Origin of the sequence: Arthrobacter sp. zg-Y895, from assembly GCF_020731025.1 — a bacterium.
GTDB lineage: Bacteria > Actinomycetota > Actinomycetes > Actinomycetales > Micrococcaceae > Arthrobacter_B.
The window spans coordinates 773,048-790,709 of the sequence record NZ_JAJFZY010000003.1; the positions used below are offsets into that span (position 1 = coordinate 773,048).

The 17,662-nt window shown below is 66.0% G+C and carries 15 protein-coding genes; 3 read left to right on the forward strand and 12 right to left on the reverse strand.

The window, feature by feature from the left end:
- Positions 1-6: 6 nt before the first annotated feature.
- Complete coding sequence (locus tag LJ760_RS05415; RefSeq protein ID WP_227920317.1) at positions 7-1,689, reverse strand: ABC-F family ATP-binding cassette domain-containing protein; 1,683 nt, start codon at positions 1,687-1,689, stop codon at positions 7-9.
- A gap of 102 nt (positions 1,690-1,791) precedes the next feature.
- Between LJ760_RS05415 and LJ760_RS05420 the strand changes: the two genes are divergently transcribed.
- On the forward strand, positions 1,792-2,112 hold the full coding sequence (locus LJ760_RS05420) for a putative quinol monooxygenase (RefSeq protein ID WP_227920318.1): 321 nt from the start codon (positions 1,792-1,794) through the stop codon (positions 2,110-2,112).
- A 30-nt stretch (positions 2,113-2,142) separates the two neighbouring features.
- Here the strand turns inward: LJ760_RS05420 and LJ760_RS05425 are convergent, their stop codons facing one another.
- The 6 genes from LJ760_RS05425 to LJ760_RS05450 all read right to left on the reverse strand — a co-directional run bounded on the left by LJ760_RS05425 (position 2,143) and on the right by LJ760_RS05450 (position 9,137).
- The gene (locus LJ760_RS05425; RefSeq protein WP_227920319.1) at positions 2,143-3,327 is read right to left on the reverse strand and encodes a hypothetical protein; all 1,185 of its coding nucleotides are present in this window, start codon (positions 3,325-3,327) and stop codon (positions 2,143-2,145) included.
- A gap of 93 nt (positions 3,328-3,420) precedes the next feature.
- Positions 3,421-3,690, reverse strand: coding sequence for a hypothetical protein (locus tag LJ760_RS05430; RefSeq protein WP_227920321.1), 270 nt, complete (start codon positions 3,688-3,690; stop codon positions 3,421-3,423).
- 81 nt (positions 3,691-3,771) lie between these two features.
- The gene (locus LJ760_RS05435; RefSeq protein ID WP_227920323.1) at positions 3,772-4,983 is read right to left on the reverse strand and encodes a hypothetical protein; all 1,212 of its coding nucleotides are present in this window, start codon (positions 4,981-4,983) and stop codon (positions 3,772-3,774) included.
- A gap of 151 nt (positions 4,984-5,134) precedes the next feature.
- Complete coding sequence (locus tag LJ760_RS05440; RefSeq protein WP_227920326.1) at positions 5,135-6,589, reverse strand: phytoene desaturase family protein; 1,455 nt, start codon at positions 6,587-6,589, stop codon at positions 5,135-5,137.
- Entirely contained in the window at positions 6,589-7,680 is a 1,092-nt protein-coding gene (locus tag LJ760_RS05445) for a lipid II:glycine glycyltransferase FemX (RefSeq protein WP_227920329.1), read from the reverse strand. The genes LJ760_RS05440 and LJ760_RS05445 overlap by 1 nt, the downstream gene beginning before the upstream one ends.
- A complete protein-coding gene (locus tag LJ760_RS05450; protein ID WP_227920333.1) occupies positions 7,677-9,137 on the reverse strand; it encodes a glycosyltransferase family 87 protein in 1,461 nt (486 codons plus the stop codon). Before LJ760_RS05450 ends, LJ760_RS05445 begins: the two co-directional genes overlap by 4 nt.
- Positions 9,138-9,335: 198 nt before the next feature.
- Between LJ760_RS05450 and LJ760_RS05455 the strand changes: the two genes are divergently transcribed.
- Positions 9,336-10,421, forward strand: a complete 1,086-nt coding sequence (locus LJ760_RS05455) for an inositol-3-phosphate synthase (protein WP_227920334.1) — start codon at positions 9,336-9,338, stop codon at positions 10,419-10,421.
- Positions 10,422-10,513: 92 nt separating this feature from the next.
- Here LJ760_RS05455 and LJ760_RS05460 read toward each other — a convergent pair whose 3' ends face one another.
- The 5 genes from LJ760_RS05460 to LJ760_RS05480 form a co-directional block, all read right to left on the reverse strand.
- On the reverse strand, positions 10,514-12,199 hold the full coding sequence (locus LJ760_RS05460; RefSeq protein WP_227920944.1) for a formate--tetrahydrofolate ligase: 1,686 nt from the start codon (positions 12,197-12,199) through the stop codon (positions 10,514-10,516).
- Between the two features lie 106 nt (positions 12,200-12,305).
- Positions 12,306-13,550 carry a D-inositol-3-phosphate glycosyltransferase gene (gene mshA / locus LJ760_RS05465; RefSeq protein ID WP_227920336.1) on the reverse strand — a complete coding sequence of 415 codons (1,245 nt, stop codon included), beginning with the start codon at positions 13,548-13,550 and terminating at the stop codon, positions 12,306-12,308.
- Between the two features lie 183 nt (positions 13,551-13,733).
- Entirely contained in the window at positions 13,734-14,039 is a 306-nt protein-coding gene (locus tag LJ760_RS05470) for a hypothetical protein (protein WP_227920338.1), read from the reverse strand.
- A gap of 691 nt (positions 14,040-14,730) precedes the next feature.
- Positions 14,731-15,387: a histidine phosphatase family protein gene (locus LJ760_RS05475; protein WP_227920339.1), complete on the reverse strand. Its 657-nt coding sequence runs from the start codon at positions 15,385-15,387 to the stop codon at positions 14,731-14,733.
- The gene (locus tag LJ760_RS05480; RefSeq protein ID WP_227920341.1) at positions 15,384-16,910 is read right to left on the reverse strand and encodes a CCA tRNA nucleotidyltransferase; all 1,527 of its coding nucleotides are present in this window, start codon (positions 16,908-16,910) and stop codon (positions 15,384-15,386) included. The genes LJ760_RS05475 and LJ760_RS05480 overlap by 4 nt, the downstream gene beginning before the upstream one ends.
- A gap of 143 nt (positions 16,911-17,053) precedes the next feature.
- Here LJ760_RS05480 and LJ760_RS05485 point away from each other — a divergent pair, with 143 nt between their 5' ends.
- Positions 17,054-17,584, forward strand: coding sequence for an NUDIX hydrolase (locus LJ760_RS05485; protein WP_227920343.1), 531 nt, complete (start codon positions 17,054-17,056; stop codon positions 17,582-17,584).
- Positions 17,585-17,662 lie beyond the last annotated feature (78 nt).

A 17,662-nucleotide genomic window follows, 5' to 3' on the forward strand; every position in this document is an offset into this window, starting at 1 on the left:
TCTCCCCTACCGCACCCGCTCCACGCGTTTCTCGTCCCAGACCGGCGTCTCGGATTCGTAAACCCTGCCGTCGGAGCCGAACACCAGGAACCGGTCGAAGCTGCGGGCAAACCAGCGGTCGTGGGTGACCGCCAGGACGGTCCCCTCAAACGCGTCAATGGCCTTTTCCAGCGCCTCGGCCGAGTGCAGGTCCAGGTTGTCGGTGGGCTCGTCCAGCAGGAGCAGGGTGGCGCCGGAGAGCTCCAGGAGCAGGATCTGCATCCTCGCCTGCTGACCGCCGGAGAGGGACTCGAACTTCTGCTCCGAAGACGAGGCCAGCCCGTAGCGGTCCAGGGCTCCCGCGGCTGCTTCGCGGCCCAGCCCGGACCGGTGTTCGTCGCCGCGGTGCAGGATGTCCAGCAGGGTCCGTTCGGCCAGGTCCGGGCGCATCATGGTCTGGGCGAAGAACCCGGGCCGGATGCGGGCACCCAGCTTCACCGAGCCGGCATGCGGCACCGGGGCGATCTCCACCTCTGACACCGGCTCGTGTTCCCGGTCCGGATCGCTGCCGCCCAGGGCCAGCAGGCGCAGGAAGTGGGATTTTCCGGAGCCGTTGGAGCCGAGCACCCCCACCCGGTCACCGAACCAGATCTCGGTACTGAACGGTTTCATCAGTCCGGTCAGTTCCAGCTTCTGGGCGACGACGGCGCGCTTGGCCGTGCGGCCGCCGCGCAGCCGCATCTTGACGTTCTGTTCCACCGGCAGGGCTTCCGGCGGGCCCGCTTCCAGGAACTTGGCCAGCCGGGTCTGGGCCGCGTGATAGCGGTTGGCCATGTCGGAGCGGAACGCGGCCTTGTTCTTGTACATGTTGACGAGTTCCTTGAGCTTGAGATGCTCCTCGTCCCAACGCCGGCGCAGTTCCTCGAACCGGGCATTGCGGTCTTCCCTGGCCTTGACGTAGCTGCCGAAGGCGCCGCCGTGGATCCACGCGGAGGCCCCGTTGATGCCCGGCTCCAGGGTCACGATGCGGGTGGCGGCATTGTCCAGCAGCTCCCGGTCGTGGCTGACGAACAGCACGGACTTCTTGGAGGCGGCCAGTTTTCCTTCGAGCCAGCGTTTGCCGGGCACGTCGAGGTAGTTGTCCGGTTCATCCAGGAGCAGGAGCTCGTCGGGGCCGGCGAAAAGTGCTTCCAGGACGAGCCGCTTCTGCTCGCCGCCGGAAAGCGTTGCGGCCTTGCGGTACTGCGCCCGGTCGAAGGGCAGCCCGAGCGCGGCCATGGTCACCTCGTCCCAGACGGTCTCCTGCTCGTACCCGCCGACGTCGCCCCATTCGGTGATGGCGGTGGCGTAGCGCATCTGGGTGGGCTCGTCGTCGTGCTCCATCATGGCCAGCTCGGCGGCGTCCACTTCGCGGGCAGCGGCAGCGAGTGCCGGCGGGGCGGCTGAGACGAGCAGGTCACGGACCGTGCTGTCATCACGGACCTGTCCGACGAACTGGCGCATGATGCCCATGTTCCCGGACCGTGAAACCGTGCCCTCGTCCGGCATCAGGTCACCGGCGATGATCCGGAGCAGGGTGGTTTTCCCGGTGCCGTTGGGGCCGATCAGCGCGGTCTTGTGCCCGTCGCCGACCTTGAAGCTGACGCCGTTGAGCAGCTGCCGTCCGTCGGAGAGGAAATAGTCAATGTTGGATACGTCGAGGTGCGCCACGTACCCATCTTCCCATTCCTTCCGTCCCGCCCTCCGGTGGCCCGGCGCCGCCGTCGGGGCATACGATGAAAACCCCCGAGAATTAGCGAAAGCAGGACCAAAATGATCTTCATTACCGTCAAGTTCCTCGTCAAGCCCGAGTGGACCGAGCGCTGGCCGGAACTGACCGCCGGGTTCACCGAAGCCACCCGGGCCGAGCCGGGGAACCTCTGGTTCGACTGGTCCCGCAGCCTGGAAAACCCCAACGAGTTTGTCCTCGTGGAGGCGTTCAAGGACGACGCCGCGGCCGCCCACGTCCAGAGCGACCACTTCCAGCAGGCCATGAAGGACATGGTCCCGGCGCTGGTGGAAACCCCGAAGATCATCAACACCGTCATTGAGGGCGAAGAGTGGTCCCGGATGGGCGAACTGACCGTCGAATAGGGCCGCTTTCCAGCCGGAGCCGGAGTGCTGTCAGTCAGCGAAGGTGAGGGACAGTTCCTCGCCGTTGATCTCCACCTCGGCGTACATCCAGTAAAGCTGGTAGCTCTCCCGCTCCGGTTGCCACGACCCGCCCCGATTCACCTCGGAGTCCAAGATGAATTCCCCGTCCACGGCCCGCACCGAAAACGGTCCTGTGGGATCGCTTTCGATGGGGTCGAGGGTGGGCGGAGTCTGCATGCTCCAGGAGATGTTCCGGTAGCTGTCCGGATCCTCGGCCGTCCACTGGTTCGGGCAGCCCTTTGGCATCAGTTCAGTCGCCTTCATGCAGTTTTCGAGGTGCGCCGTTAGCCCGGCCTCGATTTCCCCGCGGCCGGCGTCCGTGACCTGCGGCTTCAGGTCGACGGTTCCCTGCCGTACAGCCGCAGCGCCGTCCGGGTTCACGCGCGCGCTCACCACCCGGTCCGGATAGCCGGAATAAGGGCTGCCGGTAGAGGCACTCAGGGTGTAGTCGCCGGGCAGGAAATTAAACAATGCGCTTCTGCGGAGCGCCTCCAGGTCCTGGCCGGGGATGTCCACCCCGTTGACAGCGACGGCAGTGGCGTCTCCCCGCAGGATGTAGTGCACCTGGGTGCTCCCCAGGCCGATATTCAGCTTCCATTTTCGAAAGAACAACGCTTCGCTGCCGGCGGTGCGCAGATCCAGTGTTACGGAATGGCTATCGCCGCCCTGTTCGATGTCCACGCTCACGTCAGCCTGGCCGTCGGTGACCACCACATCGGTCACTTCAAATCCGGTAATCGTGTTTTCCGCCTTGGCGTACGCCTCGTTGGTCATCAGGGAGTAGTCCTCCCAGTCAAGGTCGGGACCCATGCCGATGGCCCGTTCCACGTCACCGTCAACAATTGCCTGAAGATACTCTTCGGCCAGCACCTGCGGGCCGTACACGGCCTCGTTGAAGTGCCTGAAGGCGAAATAGCCTCCTGCAACCAATGCGGCCAGCACGGCGATGGTAACGCCGGCGGCGATCAACAGGGTGTTGCGCTGCGACGGGTCGGCTTTGGGCGGTGCCTGTCCTTGCCGGCCGTTCTGTCCGGGCGGCGGCGGCCACTGCTGCTTTGGCCACTGCTGCTGGTTTTCGCTGCCCGCACCCGGCGGCGGCGAGGCAGGGTACACCCCTGCCCCCGGCCCATAGTAATCAACGTTCTTGTCCGCCATGACTTGTTCCCCCGGTTCAAGTACCCGGCTGCGCGGCCGGCACTCGATAACTTATCGGGTTTTATGACGGAGGTAACAATTGCGGACCAGGGGCTACTTCCTGCCCGGTTCGTAGCCGGCGCGGTGCAGCATTCTCCGCAGGTCCACCAACGTCTGCTCATCGATGTCCTTGCCGTGCGGCACCGTGAGGTAGTCCGTCTGCCCGGCCAGGGTGACCTCGTATTTGCCGTTGTGCTCGCGGGTGGTGTCCGCCACGGCATCCAGCAGGGACAGGACGTCCTTCCACTCGATGTTGCTGCTGGAGGGATGGCGCAGGATCTTGTCCAGGGTGTCGCGGTGATGGTTGTTCAGGTGCTCGGTCATGGGGAACCTCCTGGTTATCAGTTCCCCATGACCGCGGTCCGTGCGCAAGAGCCTGCACCGATCCTCTGTGGTTGCCTGCTGCTAATCAGCGAAAGTCATGGTGATCGTTTCGCCCTGGATGTCCACCATGGCGGGCATCGAGTAGAGCTCAACGGTCCCCTTCATGGTCCCCCACTCGTCACCCTCCTTCATTTCCGCATCCAGGGTGAACTGCCCGTTTACTGCCTCCACCGAGAACGGGAGTGTTGGGTCCCCTTCAATCGACTCGTAAGTGGGTTCCTTGGCCATGCTCCATTTGATGCTGCGGAAGTTGTTGGGATCCTCGCCGTCCGCTTGGTTAGGGCAGCCCTTGGGCTGCAGTTCCGTCAACTTCATGCAGCTTTCCAGGTGCGCCCTTGTCTGGGCCTTGATCTCCTCGCGGGCCGCATCCGTGAGCTCCGGGATGAACCCGACCCCCATCAGCGATTCCTGGCCGTCCAGGCGGACCGCCATTTTCTCGTCCCCGCCGTAGCTCACGAACTTCGTTCCGGTAGGTGCATTGAAGGTGTATTCCCCCGGCAGGACGGCCAGCTTCTTGCCGTCCTCGGGCATTTCCACGCTGACGCCGTTTACGGCAGGTTCGGAGGCATCCGCATCCAGCGTGTAGCGCAGCGACCAGGAGCCCAGCGGCGCGTCCAGCTTCCACTTCTTGAAAAACACTGCCTCCGTGCCGTTCTCTGACAGCTCCAGCTTCATGGCTTGGGTATCATCACCCTGCTTAACGTCCACGCTCACGTCAGCGGTGCCGTCGTTGACCACCACATCGGTCACTTCGAATCCGCTGATCCTGTCGGTGGCCTTCGAGTAAATCTCGTTGGTCATCAGTGAGTAGTCCAGCTCATCCCCGGTGGCAGGAGCCATTTCCATGGCGCGTTCCACGTCCGCGTCGACGAGTGCCTGGAGGTATTCCTCTGCCTGCACCCGGGGGCTGTAAGTCGTCTCGCTGAGGTGTTTGTAGCCGAAGAACCCGCCGACGCCCAGAATCAGCAGCAATCCAGCCGCAACGCTGCCGGCAATGATCAGGCCTTTACGCCGCTTCGGGTTCGGCTGCTTCGATGCCTGTCCCGGCAGTCCGGGTCCCCCGGGTGGCGGAGGAGCCGCCTGGGGCCATTGCCCCTGCGGAGCCGGTTCCTGCGGAGCCGGGGGATTGGGCTGGTGCGGCTGCTGTCGTTGTTGCTGCTCGGTGCCCGGGCCGGGCGGCGGCGGAGCCCCCTGGTTTCCCTGTGCGCCAACAACCGGACCGTGGCTATCCATTTGTCTGTCCCCCATGACTTGTCCCCCAGTTCAAGTACCGGCTGCGGTGCCGGTACCCGATAACATACAAGGCTTTATGCCATGGGCCACAATCGCGGCAGGGAGAGATCCGGGGTGCCGAGGAACCCGGATAACCGGGAGGCGGAGGTCCCTAGCGGGCTCTCTGCGCAGGTTCCAGCGAGGGCATCGGCAGTCCGAACACGTCCTTCAGTGCCAGCTTCGCAGCATGCAGGCCGCCCATGCCGTGCACGCCGGGCCCCGGCGGGGTTGATGCCGAACTGAGGTAGACACCGGGAAGCGCCGTACGCCACGGCTTCGGGGACAGGACCGGCCGAATCAGCATCTGGGCCAACGTCACGGCCCCGCCGCCGAAGTCCCCGCCCACATAGTTGGCGTTGTACCGGGCCAGGTCCGCCGCCGTCGTCACCCGCGAATCGACAATCACGTCACGGAATCCCGGCGCGAAACGCTCAATCTGCGCCGTGACCGCTTCCGTCATGTCCACCGTGGATCCGGCCGGCACATGGCAGTAGGACCAGAGCACGGAACGGCCCGCGGGGGCCCGGGTGGGATCGAAGCCGCTGGGCTGGGACAACAGGACATAGGGGCGGGCCGGGTGCCGGCCGGCCGCGACGTCGGCCTCCGCTGCGGCCAGTTCCGCCCGGGTGCCGCCCAGGTGTGCAGTGCCGGTACGCGCCATTTCCGGATTCGCCCAGGGCACCGGGCCGGAGAGGATGAAGTCCACCTTGCAGGCAGCATTGCCGTAGCGGAAGCGCTCCAGCGCCCGCGCATAACGCGGCGGCAGGCGGTCCCCGCCCAGCTCCAGCAGCACCGACGGGGAGACATCGAGGATGACGGCCCGGGAGCCGGCCACCTCGTCCAGGGAGGTGATGCGGTGGCCGGTGGAGATCTTGCCGCCGTGCGCCCGCAGATCGTCGGCCATCGCCTCGGCGATGGCCTGGGAACCGCCTACCGGGATGGGCCAGCCGACTGAATGGGCGAGGGTGCCGAGCATCAACCCGCCTCCGGCGGAGGGCAGGGAGGGCATTTTTCCCACCGGATGCGCCGCTACGCCGGAGAGCAGTGCCGGTGCGGCGTCCTCCACAAACCGCCGGTTCCACAGGGGCGTGCCCTGGTCCAGCGCGGCCAGGCCGAAGCACGCCAGCGCAATCGGATCACGGGGGACGCTCAGGAGGGAACCCATCAGCAGTTCGGTGACTGCCTCGCTGCGCCGGACCAGCGGCTCCATCAACCGCCGGTAGGCGGCACCGTCCCTTCCAAGTCCCTCCACCGTCCGGTCCAGGTCCCGATACGCCAGTGCGGCGCGACCGCCGTCGAGCGGTGAGGCGTAGGAAATCTCCGGCACCACCAGGTCGATCCGCCGGTCCAGTCCGAAGCTGCGGAAGAACGGAGAGGCCAGGGCCATGGGATGCACTGCGGAGCAGATGTCGTGCAGGTGGCCGGGTTCCATCAGTTCCTTGGTGCGGCTGCCGCCGCCCACTGTGGACTGGGTTTCAAACACCTCGACCTTGAGGCCGGCGCGGGCCATGATGACCGCCGCCGCGAGTCCGTTGGGACCGGCCCCGACTACACTGACATCGCTCATTAGGCCGCCTTTTCGCCCTTCCGTCCGGGGATCCGGCCTGCAAGACCCTTGGCGGAGGCCGGCAGGCTGCGCAGCTTCGCGGGCGCCTCGCGCCGCAGCTTCAGGGCGTTTGCCACCAGGGCGTACCGCAGTGGATGGAGGGGAACGTCATAGGTAGTGGGGATGGTGACCACGGTCTTGGAGAAGTTCCGCTTGAACGTGGTGACGTTGATCAGGCTCGGGTAGTTGTCGCTGACGATCCCGGTCAGCCCGCACGCCCTGTTGCCCGCTTCCTTGAGGACCTTAAAGGCCTCCCAGAGCAGCAGGTAGGGCGCGTTGGTCTTGCGGGCACTGTGCGAGCTCGCCGCGAAGTAGTAGACGGAGTAACCGCGGTACTCGGTGGTGATCAGCCAGGAAACGGCCTGTCCGTCCATGTACGCCACCATGAGGCGCAGATGGTCACCGAGTTCGGTAAGCAGGGTTTCGTAGAAGGAGGACTCGAAGCTCGAGAAACCGTCCCGCGAAGCGGTTTCCTGCATGATCGGGAAGAGTTCCGTGCGGAACACCTCCGCCCATCGGGCGCGCTCGATGGTCTGGACCTTGACGCCCAGCTTCTCCGCCTTGCGGATCAGGTTCCGCGCGTTGGAACGGAAAGACGCAAAGATTTCGTCCGTATCCGGAGTCAGGTCGACGACGATTTCCCGTTCGTACCAGCCGTGTTCCAGCGGACCGGTGACCGGCGGCTGCGGATGCGCGATCTGCATCCGGATGTACAGCGGGTCCACGGCGGGATCGGCCCGGAACTGTTCCTGCACGGTGGAAACGAGCCGGGCCTCGGCGTTGTGCGTGCGCGTGGTGAACCAGGTGGGGCCGTTGACGACCACCAGGGACGGCCTCAGCCGCCGTTCGGAGCGGAGGTAACTGGCGGTGGCAACCAGGGTGTCGCCGTCGTAATAGGCCCAGATGCCGTAGGGGCTGCGGCCAAGCTTCCGCTCAAAATCCGCCCAATAGGGGGTCTGCTCCAGCGGGATCACCACATCGGGGTGCGCGGCGGCGAGCGCCTCGAACTCCTCGTGGCTGAGCTGCTCGGAACGGTATGGAACGGGGGTCACTGTGCTTCTTTCGCCGGGGCCGCATGCGTTTCCAAGGATACCGGCCTTCGCCGCCGCAGGGCCCAGCGGTCGGGGGCGCCGTTGAACGGCCCGCCCTGCGGATCGTCGACGCCGCCCCGGCGCACGGGGTCGCCGTCGGGCTCCAGAATGTCGGAGACCACCCGGTACATCAGATAGAGCGTGGCCAGCACGTGGCCCAGCACCGCCAGCACATAGTAGGGCGAGTCGAGGTTGTTCTCGGCCGCGCCGCCGGAGGTCTCCTTCGCGAGGTACATCCAGATAGCCCACCAGTGCATCACTTCGAAGAACTGCCAGATCAGGAAGTCGAGCCACCTCGGCCGGGCCAGGGCGACCAGGGGAATGAGCCAGAGGACAAACTGCGGCGAGTACACCTTGTTGGTGAGGACGAATGCCGCCACAATCAGGAAAACCAGCTGCGCCAACCGCGGCCGCCGCCCGCACCGCAGCGCCAGCACGGCGATTCCAAGGCACGCCAGCGCAAACAGCAGATAGGCCCACAGGTTGATGAATTCGGGTCCGACGCCGGTTCCCCCGGCCCGCTCCACGGTCAGGTTCCAGGCGAACCAGATCGAAGAGTAGCCCGCCGGGCGCTCCGCGGTGAACGTGAGGAAGAAGCGCCAGGACTCGTAGTCGCGGAGCAGGAACGGCAGGTTGACGGCCAGCCAGGTTACTGCCGCAGCCGTGACGGTCAGCACCGCCGGGCGCAGGCGGAGCGTCCGCAGCGCGAGCACCAGCACGGCACCGAGAATCAGCACGGGGTAAAGCTTCAACGCGGCACCCAGGCCGATCAGCACTCCTGCTGCCACCGGACGGTTCCGGGCAAAAGCCAGCATGCCGGCCGTGGCCAGCATCACGGCGAAAATGTCCCAGTTGATGAACACCGACAGGATCGCCGCCGGGGCTACGGCCACCATGGCTGCGTCCCAGGGCCGGCGCCCGGCCAGGCGCATGGTTGCTATGACCGTGGCAATCCAGGCTCCAGTGGCCAGGAGTGCGTTGACGTCGAAATACTGCAGCGACCTCAAGGCCGTGCCGCCTTCGCCGGGCACCACCAGTGCGGTGGCACCGGCCAGGAGTCCCAGGAGGACCGGATACTCAAAAAGCGCGCCCTCCGTGAGGAACGGGAAAACGCCGTCGCCTATCCCCCGGGTCCGGAAGAGCTCCGGCCAGTCCGAATAGCAGGCGGAGTAAAACTGGTCCGGTGTGCCCCAGCCGGCCGCACGGCAGGGGGTTTTAACCAGGACGGCCAGCAGCGCGGAGACGATCGTGAATAGGATCAGCACCCGTTCCACGGTGAAAAATCCGGGCGAGACCATGCCCGGGGCGGCGTGGCGGCCCATGGGGCCGCCGATGCCTTCCGCGAACTTCCTCAGGAACGGATCGTTGCGGGAGGGCGCCGCAATGCGCTGCGGACCGCGCCGGGAGTTGGGCTGCATGGGTCCAGTATCCACTAGGGAACCATCGCTTCGGTCCCGGCGGGGAACGGGGGAAACGGACGGGGAACGAGGCCAAAACGCCCCCCTGATGAGCCAGCGGTCCGAACCCAAACCGAAGATGTGATGCCGAGCACGTAGACTGTGGAGGTTGTCTGCGCCGGGGGCGCAGCGTTCAACATTTTTCTTCAAAGGAGAACCGTGTCCGAGAACCCCATCCGGGTGGCAATTGTCGGTGTTGGAAACTGCGCAGCTTCGCTGGTGCAGGGTGTCCAGTACTACCGAAGCGCCGATCCCAACGAAACCGTCCCTGGCCTGATGCACGTGAAGTTCGGCGAATACCACGTCAATGACGTGCAGTTCGTTGCCGCTTTCGACGTCGACAGCAAGAAAGTCGGCCTCGACCTGGCCGATGCGATCGGCGCAAGCGAGAACAACACCATCAAGATTGCCGATGTCCCGCAGACCGGCATCACCGTGCAGCGCGGGCACACCCTCGACGGGCTGGGCAAGTACTACCGGGAAACCATCACCGAATCCGATGCGTCGCCGGTGGACATTGTGGCTGCCCTTCGGGACAACGCGGTGGACGTTATGGTCTGCTACCTGCCGGTCGGCTCCGAGCAGGCTGCGAAGTTCTACGCCCAGTGCGCCATCGACGCCGGCGTGGCCTTCGTCAACGCGCTGCCCGTCTTCATTGCCGGCACCAAGGAGTGGGCGGATAAGTTCACCGCTGCCGGCGTACCGATTATCGGCGACGACATCAAGAGTCAGATCGGCGCCACCATCACGCACCGCGTCATGGCGAAGCTGTTCGAGGACCGCGGCGTCATCCTGGACCGCACCTACCAGCTGAATGTCGGCGGCAACATGGACTTCAAGAACATGCTCGAACGTGAGCGCCTGGAATCCAAGAAGATTTCCAAGACGCAGGCGGTCACCTCCAATACCTCGGCAGACCTGAAGGCCGACGACGTCCACATCGGCCCGTCGGACTACGTCGCGTGGCTCGATGACCGCAAATGGGCCTTCGTCCGCCTCGAGGGACGCAACTTCGGCGACGCTCCGGTGTCCCTGGAGTACAAGCTGGAGGTCTGGGACTCCCCCAACTCCGCCGGCGTCATCATCGATGCCGTGCGTGCCGCCAAGATCGCCCTGGACCGCGGCGTCGGCGGGCCCATCCTCTCGGCCTCGAGCTACTTCATGAAGTCGCCGCCCGAGCAGTACAACGATGACCTCGCCAAGGAAAAGGTAGAGCAGTTCATCCGCGGCGAGGTCGAGCGCTAAGACCCCGGCAGCACAAGGCCCCCGTCCCCGGAACGCTCCGGGACCGGGGGTCTTGCCGTGTCCGGTCCTCCCCCGGGCCCCGGACCTGAATCCTAGATAAGTCCGCTCGGCGTCCCGTCCGCGGCGACACCCATGCGCAGCGCCGCAGGCTCCCTGGGCAGTCCCGGCATGGTCATGACTGCCCCGGTCAGCGCCACCACGAAGCCGGCCCCGGTCTTGATGGACAGATCCCGCACGTGCAGGGTGAAGCCCGACGGCGCGCCCAGGGCCGCGGGGTCGTCCGAGAAGGAGTACGGCGTTTTGGCCATGCAGACCGGCAGATGCTCCAGTCCCCGCGCCGCAATCTCCTCCAGCCGGCGCAGCGCGGCCGGAGCAAATTCGACGTCGGCGGCACCGTAAATCTCCCGGGCCACGGCCCGGATCTTCTGCTCCACCGGCAGCTCGTCCGGATAGAGGAACCGGAAGTCCGCCGGTCGCTCCAGGGCCCGGAGCACCGCCGCCGCCAGGTCATCGCCGCCCGGTCCGCCGCCGCCGTGCGCCCACACTTCGGCCACCGCGGCGCTGACGCCCTGCTCGGCGCACCAGTCCATCAGCCAGCGCAGTTCTGCGTCCGTATCGGTGCTGAAGCGGTTGACCGCCACCACGGGGTTGATTCCGAACCGGCGGACGTTGTCCAGGTGCCGGTGCAGGTTGACTACGCCGGCCCGCAGTGCAGGAAGGTTCTCCGCCGCCAGGCCGGTCTTGGGCACGCCCCCGTGCATCTTCAGGGCCCGGACAGTGGCCACCACCACTATGGCGTCCGGGGCGACGTCAGCCACCCGGGACTTGATGTCCAGGTACTTCTCCGCCCCGAGGTCCGCCCCGAACCCGGCTTCCGTCACAACGAGGTCGGCCAGGCGGAGGGCCGCGGACGTGGCAATGACCGAATTGCAGCCGTGCGCGATGTTGGCGAACGGCCCGCCGTGGACGAGGGCAGGGGTTCCGGCCAGGGTCTGCACCAGGTTCGGCTTCAGGGCGTCGCGCAGCAGCAGCGTCATGGCGCCCTGCGCTCCGAGATCGGCAACGGTGACGGGCCGCCGGTCGTAGGTGTAGCCGACGGTGATCCGGGACAGGCGTTCCGTGAGGTCCGCCAGGTTCCGGGCGAGGCAGAAGACAGCCATCACCTCCGAGGCCACGGTGATGTCGAAGCCGTCCTGCCGCGGCACGCCCTGGGCCGGCCCGCCGAGGCCGATGACGACGTCGCGCAGGGCACGGTCATTCATGTCCAGGACGCGCTTGATGGTGATGCGCCGCGGATCCAGGCCCAGCTGGTTGCCCTGGAAGATGTGGTTGTCCAGCAGTGCGGCCAGTGCATTGTTCGCCGAGGTAATGGCGTGGAAATCGCCGGTGAAATGCAGGTTAATGTCCTCCATGGGCACCACCTGCGAGTAGCCGCCGCCGGTGGCGCCTCCCTTCATACCGAGAACCGGCCCCATGGACGGCTCGCGCAGGGCAATCATCACGTTTTCCCCGGCCCGGTGCAGGGCGTCCGCCAGGCCCACCGTCACAGTTGATTTGCCTTCACCGGCAGGCGTGGGGCTCATGGCCGTCACCAGGACCACCCGGCCGCGGACCGAATCCTCCCGCAGGAGCGCCGGGTCGATTTTCGCTTTGTACCGTCCGTAGGATTCCAGGGCTGCGTCGGGAATCGACGCGGCGCGGGCAATCTCCGTGATCGGCAGCAGGCGGGCCGCCCGGGAAATTTCGAGGTCCGAGGGCATATCGGCACTGATACGCATGGTCTGCGTTCCTTCCGCTGTGCCGTCAACGGATTCGCTGGACGGCTGCTGGTCGCTGGATGAAGCCAAGCTACCAGCAGTGCCGGCCCGCGGGGGCTGCTTCGGCCTACTTGCGCACGGAGCGGCTGGCGAACTGGTCCGCCGCCTCGCGGTAGCTTTCCGCCGTCAGCATGGCGGTCCGGCGCCAGCCGAACGCCTGGGCGTGGGCAGCCGCGCCTTCTCCGAGTGCACGACGGCGGTCGGTGCCGTCGTAGAGTGCCTCCAGTTCGGCGGCCCACCGGCCCGGGGCGTGGCCGTCAACGAGAACGCCGCTGCTGCCGTTGCGCACGGCCTTGGGCAGCCCGCCCACGTTGGCGGCGAGGACGGGGGTGCCGCAGGCCTGGGCCTCGAGGGCAACCAGGCCGAATGATTCGCTGAAGGAAGGCACGGCCACGACGTCGGCGGACCGGAACCAGGCGGCGAGCTGGTGCGGCTCGACCGGCGGGCGCAGGGACACCGTGTCCTGCAGTCCCAACCGGCGGACCAGCGGTGCCAGGTCAAGCACGGAGGAGCCGCTGCCGGCGCCGAGGATGCTTACGCGCAGGGGGATGTCCGGCCGGCGGCGGCGCAGCTCGGCGGCGGCCTCCACCAGGATCTGGGGGCCCTTCATGCGCTGGATCCGGCCCGCGAAGACCACATGGAAGACCCCGGGGAGGAATCCCAGTCCGGCCTGCACTCCGGGCCTGCCGCGTGGTGAAAACACATTCAGGTCCACGCCCGGCGCCACCACGTCCACGGACTCCGGATCGGCTCCGTAAAGCGTTTCCAGCTCGGCGGCCTCGGTGCTGGTATTGGCTATCAACCGGGTGGCGCCGCGGACTATCTGCTCCTCGCCGTCGATCCGGATCTGCGGCTCGAGTGCCTCACCGGGCTGCCCCTGCAGGTTTTTGACCCGGGCCATGGTGTGCATGGTGTGGACCAGCGGAAGGTCCCACTGCTGCGCCACGGATAGTCCTGCGGCGCCTGAAACCCAGTAGTGGGAGTGGACGACGTCGAAGCCGCCGTCCAGCAGGAACGGCTGGGCTTCAGCCACCGCGCCGGCCAGATCCAGGTACGGCAACTGTTCCTTGGCCACCTTGCGGACGGGACCGGAAACCACGTGGCGAACCTTCACCCCGGGGGCCAGGGCAACGTCGGCGGTCTGCAGCGGGTCGGTGGCCCGGGTGAAGATCTCCACCTCAGTACCTGCGCGTGCCAGTTCGAGGGCAACGGACCGGACGTAGACGTTCATGCCGCCGGCATCGCCGGACCCGGGCTGTTCAAGCGGGGAGGTATGAAGGGAGAGCATGGCCACACGCTTGACCTGGGGCACTTCGCTCCCTTCCTGACCGTTATCTTCTCTATCGACTTTATAACGCCACGGGCTCGAGCTTTGTTTCCTGTCAGCCAGAACACGTTCGTCCCCTCGCCTCCGGATGCCGGGCACGGCACTGCCCGGCATCCCAAGAGAGGTGCCGGGCAGTGACGGTTGAAGGGGTCCGGGCGGGACCTTCGATTACTTGACGGAATTGAAGTAGTGCATCAGCAGGTGACCCTGTTCGCCGGTCAGGGCCGCGTCCATCCGGGCTTGGTGGACGGCGTTGGAACGGAGAAAGGAGCTCCGCAGGCGCTTGAGCATTGTGTACACCCCCTTGGCGGCGCGTCGCAGGACAGGGGCGGCTTGTTCCGGGGGCCGGGCACGGGGCAGCAGCGGCTCGTCGCTGCCGGCGGCATCATTGGGCAGCCTGGCCTGGAGCCCGGTCCGGGGGCCGGGTTGGTTGTTTTTGGGCAGAGTGGTATTAGGCAGGGACAATTCAGGCATTGGAAGCTCCGACAGGAAGGCGCAAAAAAGGGCGCTAAAGAATAAGCGGATAAAAGGACGTCGAAATGACGCAGGAAGCCAATCAAGGACGTTAAAGCGGCGTCAAGGCGATTTGCGGGAAATACCCGACCATGACGTGGCAATGTCTTTCATTGGGGAATTCCGGCTGCAGTTCCGCACACACCCGATACGCGGGTTCCGCCAACTTCCCTGGGAAAAGAGGGGTGCTGAAAGAGCGCGTGGAGTCGAACGGGAGTGCGCGGTGCTTGCCCCGGTGGCGTGGACGGCTTGCCGGGCCGGCAGCGTTTACGCTGAAACGGCCGGCCAGCTGGCAGTCACGGTAAACCGGGAAGCGGCTTCGGGCCGACCGGAGAGGACCGAAGGCGGTACCTGCGGGTTCCGGAAGGACGGCCGGAGATTGCCGCCGGTGTTGCCACCGGTAACTACGATGTGAATTCCATTAGTGTTCATCAATCTCCACCTCCTGTTCGCGGTACCCGGGGTACTGGGCCCTGACCCAGGGCTGCAGAAGCAGCTGCCTAAGCGGGGAATCCAGTTCGGTCTATTGTGGACAATTAATGTGCCCGCAAAAGAAAGGTACAACAGAGTTCACAGCCCTGCCAAGCACTTTCGCCAAATTCCCCAAAAAACTTTTATTCCAGGGTCGTGCGGGCAGGGCCGTATCGCGGTACTAGAGGTTCCAGCCGACAACGGCGGGCGTGTGTTTGTCCCAGCCGAGGGTGCAGACCGCTGCGGTGCTGAGCGCAAAGTGCCGGCCCATCTCCGGGGCAAGGCCGAGCCAGCGGGCCGCCAGGATACGCAGGAAATGGCCGTGCGCGACGAGCAGGACCTTCTCCACCGGCGTCGCCTCGGGGTCGCGGTCCATTTCGGTGCCGCAGCCGGCCTGCACGGAGGAGATGATGAGGTCGGCCCGTGCGGCAACCTGCGCCAGGGTCTCCCCGTTGGGCACGCCGTCCTTCCAGATCAGGTAGCCGGGATTCTCGGCACGGACCTGCCGGCTGTTGCGGCCCTCGTTGTCGCCGTAGTCCCACTCGTGGGCGTGCGGAACCACCTCGGCGTCGGGGTAGCCCACCAGCTCGGCGGTGCGGCGGGCACGGATCAGCGGAGAGGTCAGGACCCGGTCAAAGGTCACCGGACCGATCTTGTCCCGCGCGGCCTCAGCCTGGGCCTCGCCCTCGGCCGTAAGGGGGATATCCGTCAGGCCGGTGTAGTTGCCTTCCCGGGACCATTCGGTTTCCCCGTGGCGCAGCAGCCAGAGACGGGGCAGCCGGGTTCCGGACGGAGTCAGGTCCGGAACTGCCGGTCCGAAGTTTTCCCCGTTGCTCATTTTTCGCTGTCCTTCACATTCGTCCCTGATGCTTCCGGTTCCCGCTGGGGTTCCGTTTCCGTTGTATCAGGTGCTGTGCCAGCGGCAGCAATCTGGTTCTCGGGCTGTTCCGCCCACCAGGCGCGGAGCAGCTCCGCTGTTTCAGCCTCGCTCCGCGGACCGTTTTCCATCCGTTCCTCCAGCAGGAACCGGTACGCGCGGCCCACCACCGGCCCGGGACGGATCTGCAGCAGGGCCATGATCTGTTCGCCGTCCAGGTCCGGACGGATCGCTGCCAGCTCTTCCTGCTCGGCCAGGGCAGCAATGCGCTGCTCCAAATCGTCGTAGGCGAAGGCCAGCCGCTCGGCCTTGCGGCGGTTGCGGGTGGTGACATCGGAACGCGTGAGCCGGTGCAGCCGCTGCAGCAGCGGACCGGCGTCGTTCACGTAGCGGCGCACTGCCGAGTCGGTCCAGCCTGCATCGCCGTACCCGTAGAAGCGCATGTGCAGTTCCACCAGCCGGGCCACGGCCTTGATGGTGTCATTGTCGAACCGCAGGGCCTTCATCCGCTTCGCGGTCAGCTTGGCGCCGACGGCGTCGTGGTGCAGGAAGCTCACGGACCCGGTTGACTCAAAACGGCGCGTGGAGGGTTTTCCGACGTCGTGCATCAGGGCCGCGAATCGCAGCACGAAATCCGGTGCCGGCACCGGACCGTCGCTGCCGGTTTCCAGTTCGCACGCCTGGCGGAGGACCGTCAGCGAGTGCTGGTACACATCCTTGTGCCGGTGGTGCTCGTCAATCTCGAGGCGCAGCGCCGACACCTCGGGCAGCACGTGGTCGGCCAGGCCGCTCTCCACGAGCAGGTTCACGCCGGTCCACGGCGCCTTGCCGCAGATCAGCTTGGTCAATTCGTCCCGGACCCGTTCGGCGGAGATGATTTCGATCCGTCCGGCCATGTCCCGCATCGCTTCAAAAACGTCCGGCGCCACTTCAACCCCCAGCTGGGAGGCGAAGCGCGCGGCCCGCATCATGCGCAGCGGATCGTCGGAGAACGACGTCGACGGCGCACCGGGGGTACGCACCATACCGGCATGCAGGTCGCGGGCTCCGCCAAAGGGATCCACCAGTTCCATCGACGGCAGCCGCAGCGCCATCGCGTTCATGGTGAAGTCACGGCGGAACAGATCGTCTTCAAGCTTGTCGCCGAAAGCCACGGCGGGCTTGCGGGAGTCGGGATCATAGGCATCGGCACGGTAGGTGGTGACCTCCACCTGGAAGCCGTCCTTGCGCATCCCGATGGTGCCGAACTCCCGGCCGATCTCCCAGTAGGTGTCGGCCCAGCCCTTGATGATCCGGATGATGTCGTCCGGGCGCGCGTTGGTGGTGAAATCCAGATCCGGGGAGACCCTCCCCAGGAACAGGTCGCGGACGGGGCCGCCAACGAGCGAAAGCTCGTACCCGGCATCCTCGAAACGCGCCCCGAGTTCCGGGATCACCTCGGGTAACGGGGACTTCAAGGCCGAACTATCAAAAAGGTGCACCATAGTGCTTTAAGCCTGCCAGATAAAACGGTGAAGGCCGACAAGGGGCGGGAGCCGGAGGGCGGACACGCCGAGGGTTCCCGCTTCCTCTCCGGCAGCCCGCACAACAGTCATCATCCCCCGGCAAAGATCGTTACAGTGGGAGTATGGCCCATCCCGTACCGAGCGCCCCCAAGCGGACCCCGTTGACTGCGTCAATGGGCGGCGCCGGTGCGCATTCGGTACATACCCCCCTCCCCACGGTGGAGGAGGTCTCGGCCGGCGGGATTGTGGTCGACACCTCAACGGAGCAGTTGCACGTGGCGATTATTGCCCGCCTGAACCGCGGCGGCCGGCTGGAATGGTGCCTTCCGAAGGGCCACCCGGAAAACGACGAAGACAACCAGGCTGCAGCCATCCGCGAAATCGCGGAGGAAACGGGCATTGACGGCCGCATCCTGACGGCCCTGGGCAGCATCGATTACTGGTTTACGGTCAGCGGGCACCGGGTGCATAAGACGGTCCACCACTTCCTCCTGGAAGCCTGCGGCGGGCACCTGACCATCGAAAACGATCCGGACCACGAAGCTGTGGACGTCGCCTGGGTTCCGCTGGCGGAGCTCGGCCGGAGGCTCTCCTTCCCCAACGAGCGCCGCATCGCGGACCTCGCCCGCGAGATCCTCCCCCGCTACCTGTGAGTCCCCCGGTGCGCAGCGCCGTTTGAGGCAATCCGGACCTGAGGTGAGAACATAGGGTCACGATGGCCGAAAAGAACA

Excerpts from the sequence above, each read along its gene's own strand:
- LJ760_RS05440 (WP_227920326.1), bottom strand. The coding sequence starts at position 6,589 with ATGAGCGATGTCAGTGTAGTCGGGGCCGGTCCCAACGGACTCGCGGCG.
- LJ760_RS05485 (WP_227920343.1), top strand. The coding sequence starts at position 17,054 with ATGGCCCATCCCGTACCGAGCGCCCCCAAGCGGACCCCGTTGACTGCG.
- LJ760_RS05480 (WP_227920341.1), bottom strand. The coding sequence starts at position 16,910 with ATGGTGCACCTTTTTGATAGTTCGGCCTTGAAGTCCCCGTTACCCGAG.
- LJ760_RS05430 (WP_227920321.1), bottom strand. The coding sequence starts at position 3,690 with ATGACCGAGCACCTGAACAACCATCACCGCGACACCCTGGACAAGATC.
- LJ760_RS05420 (WP_227920318.1), top strand. The coding sequence starts at position 1,792 with ATGATCTTCATTACCGTCAAGTTCCTCGTCAAGCCCGAGTGGACCGAG.
- LJ760_RS05460 (WP_227920944.1), bottom strand. The coding sequence starts at position 12,199 with ATGCGTATCAGTGCCGATATGCCCTCGGACCTCGAAATTTCCCGGGCG.
- LJ760_RS05475 (WP_227920339.1), bottom strand. The coding sequence starts at position 15,387 with ATGAGCAACGGGGAAAACTTCGGACCGGCAGTTCCGGACCTGACTCCG.
- LJ760_RS05450 (WP_227920333.1), bottom strand. The coding sequence starts at position 9,137 with ATGCAGCCCAACTCCCGGCGCGGTCCGCAGCGCATTGCGGCGCCCTCC.
- LJ760_RS05435 (WP_227920323.1), bottom strand. The coding sequence starts at position 4,983 with ATGGATAGCCACGGTCCGGTTGTTGGCGCACAGGGAAACCAGGGGGCT.
- LJ760_RS05425 (WP_227920319.1), bottom strand. The coding sequence starts at position 3,327 with ATGGCGGACAAGAACGTTGATTACTATGGGCCGGGGGCAGGGGTGTAC.
- LJ760_RS05470 (WP_227920338.1), bottom strand. The coding sequence starts at position 14,039 with ATGCCTGAATTGTCCCTGCCTAATACCACTCTGCCCAAAAACAACCAA.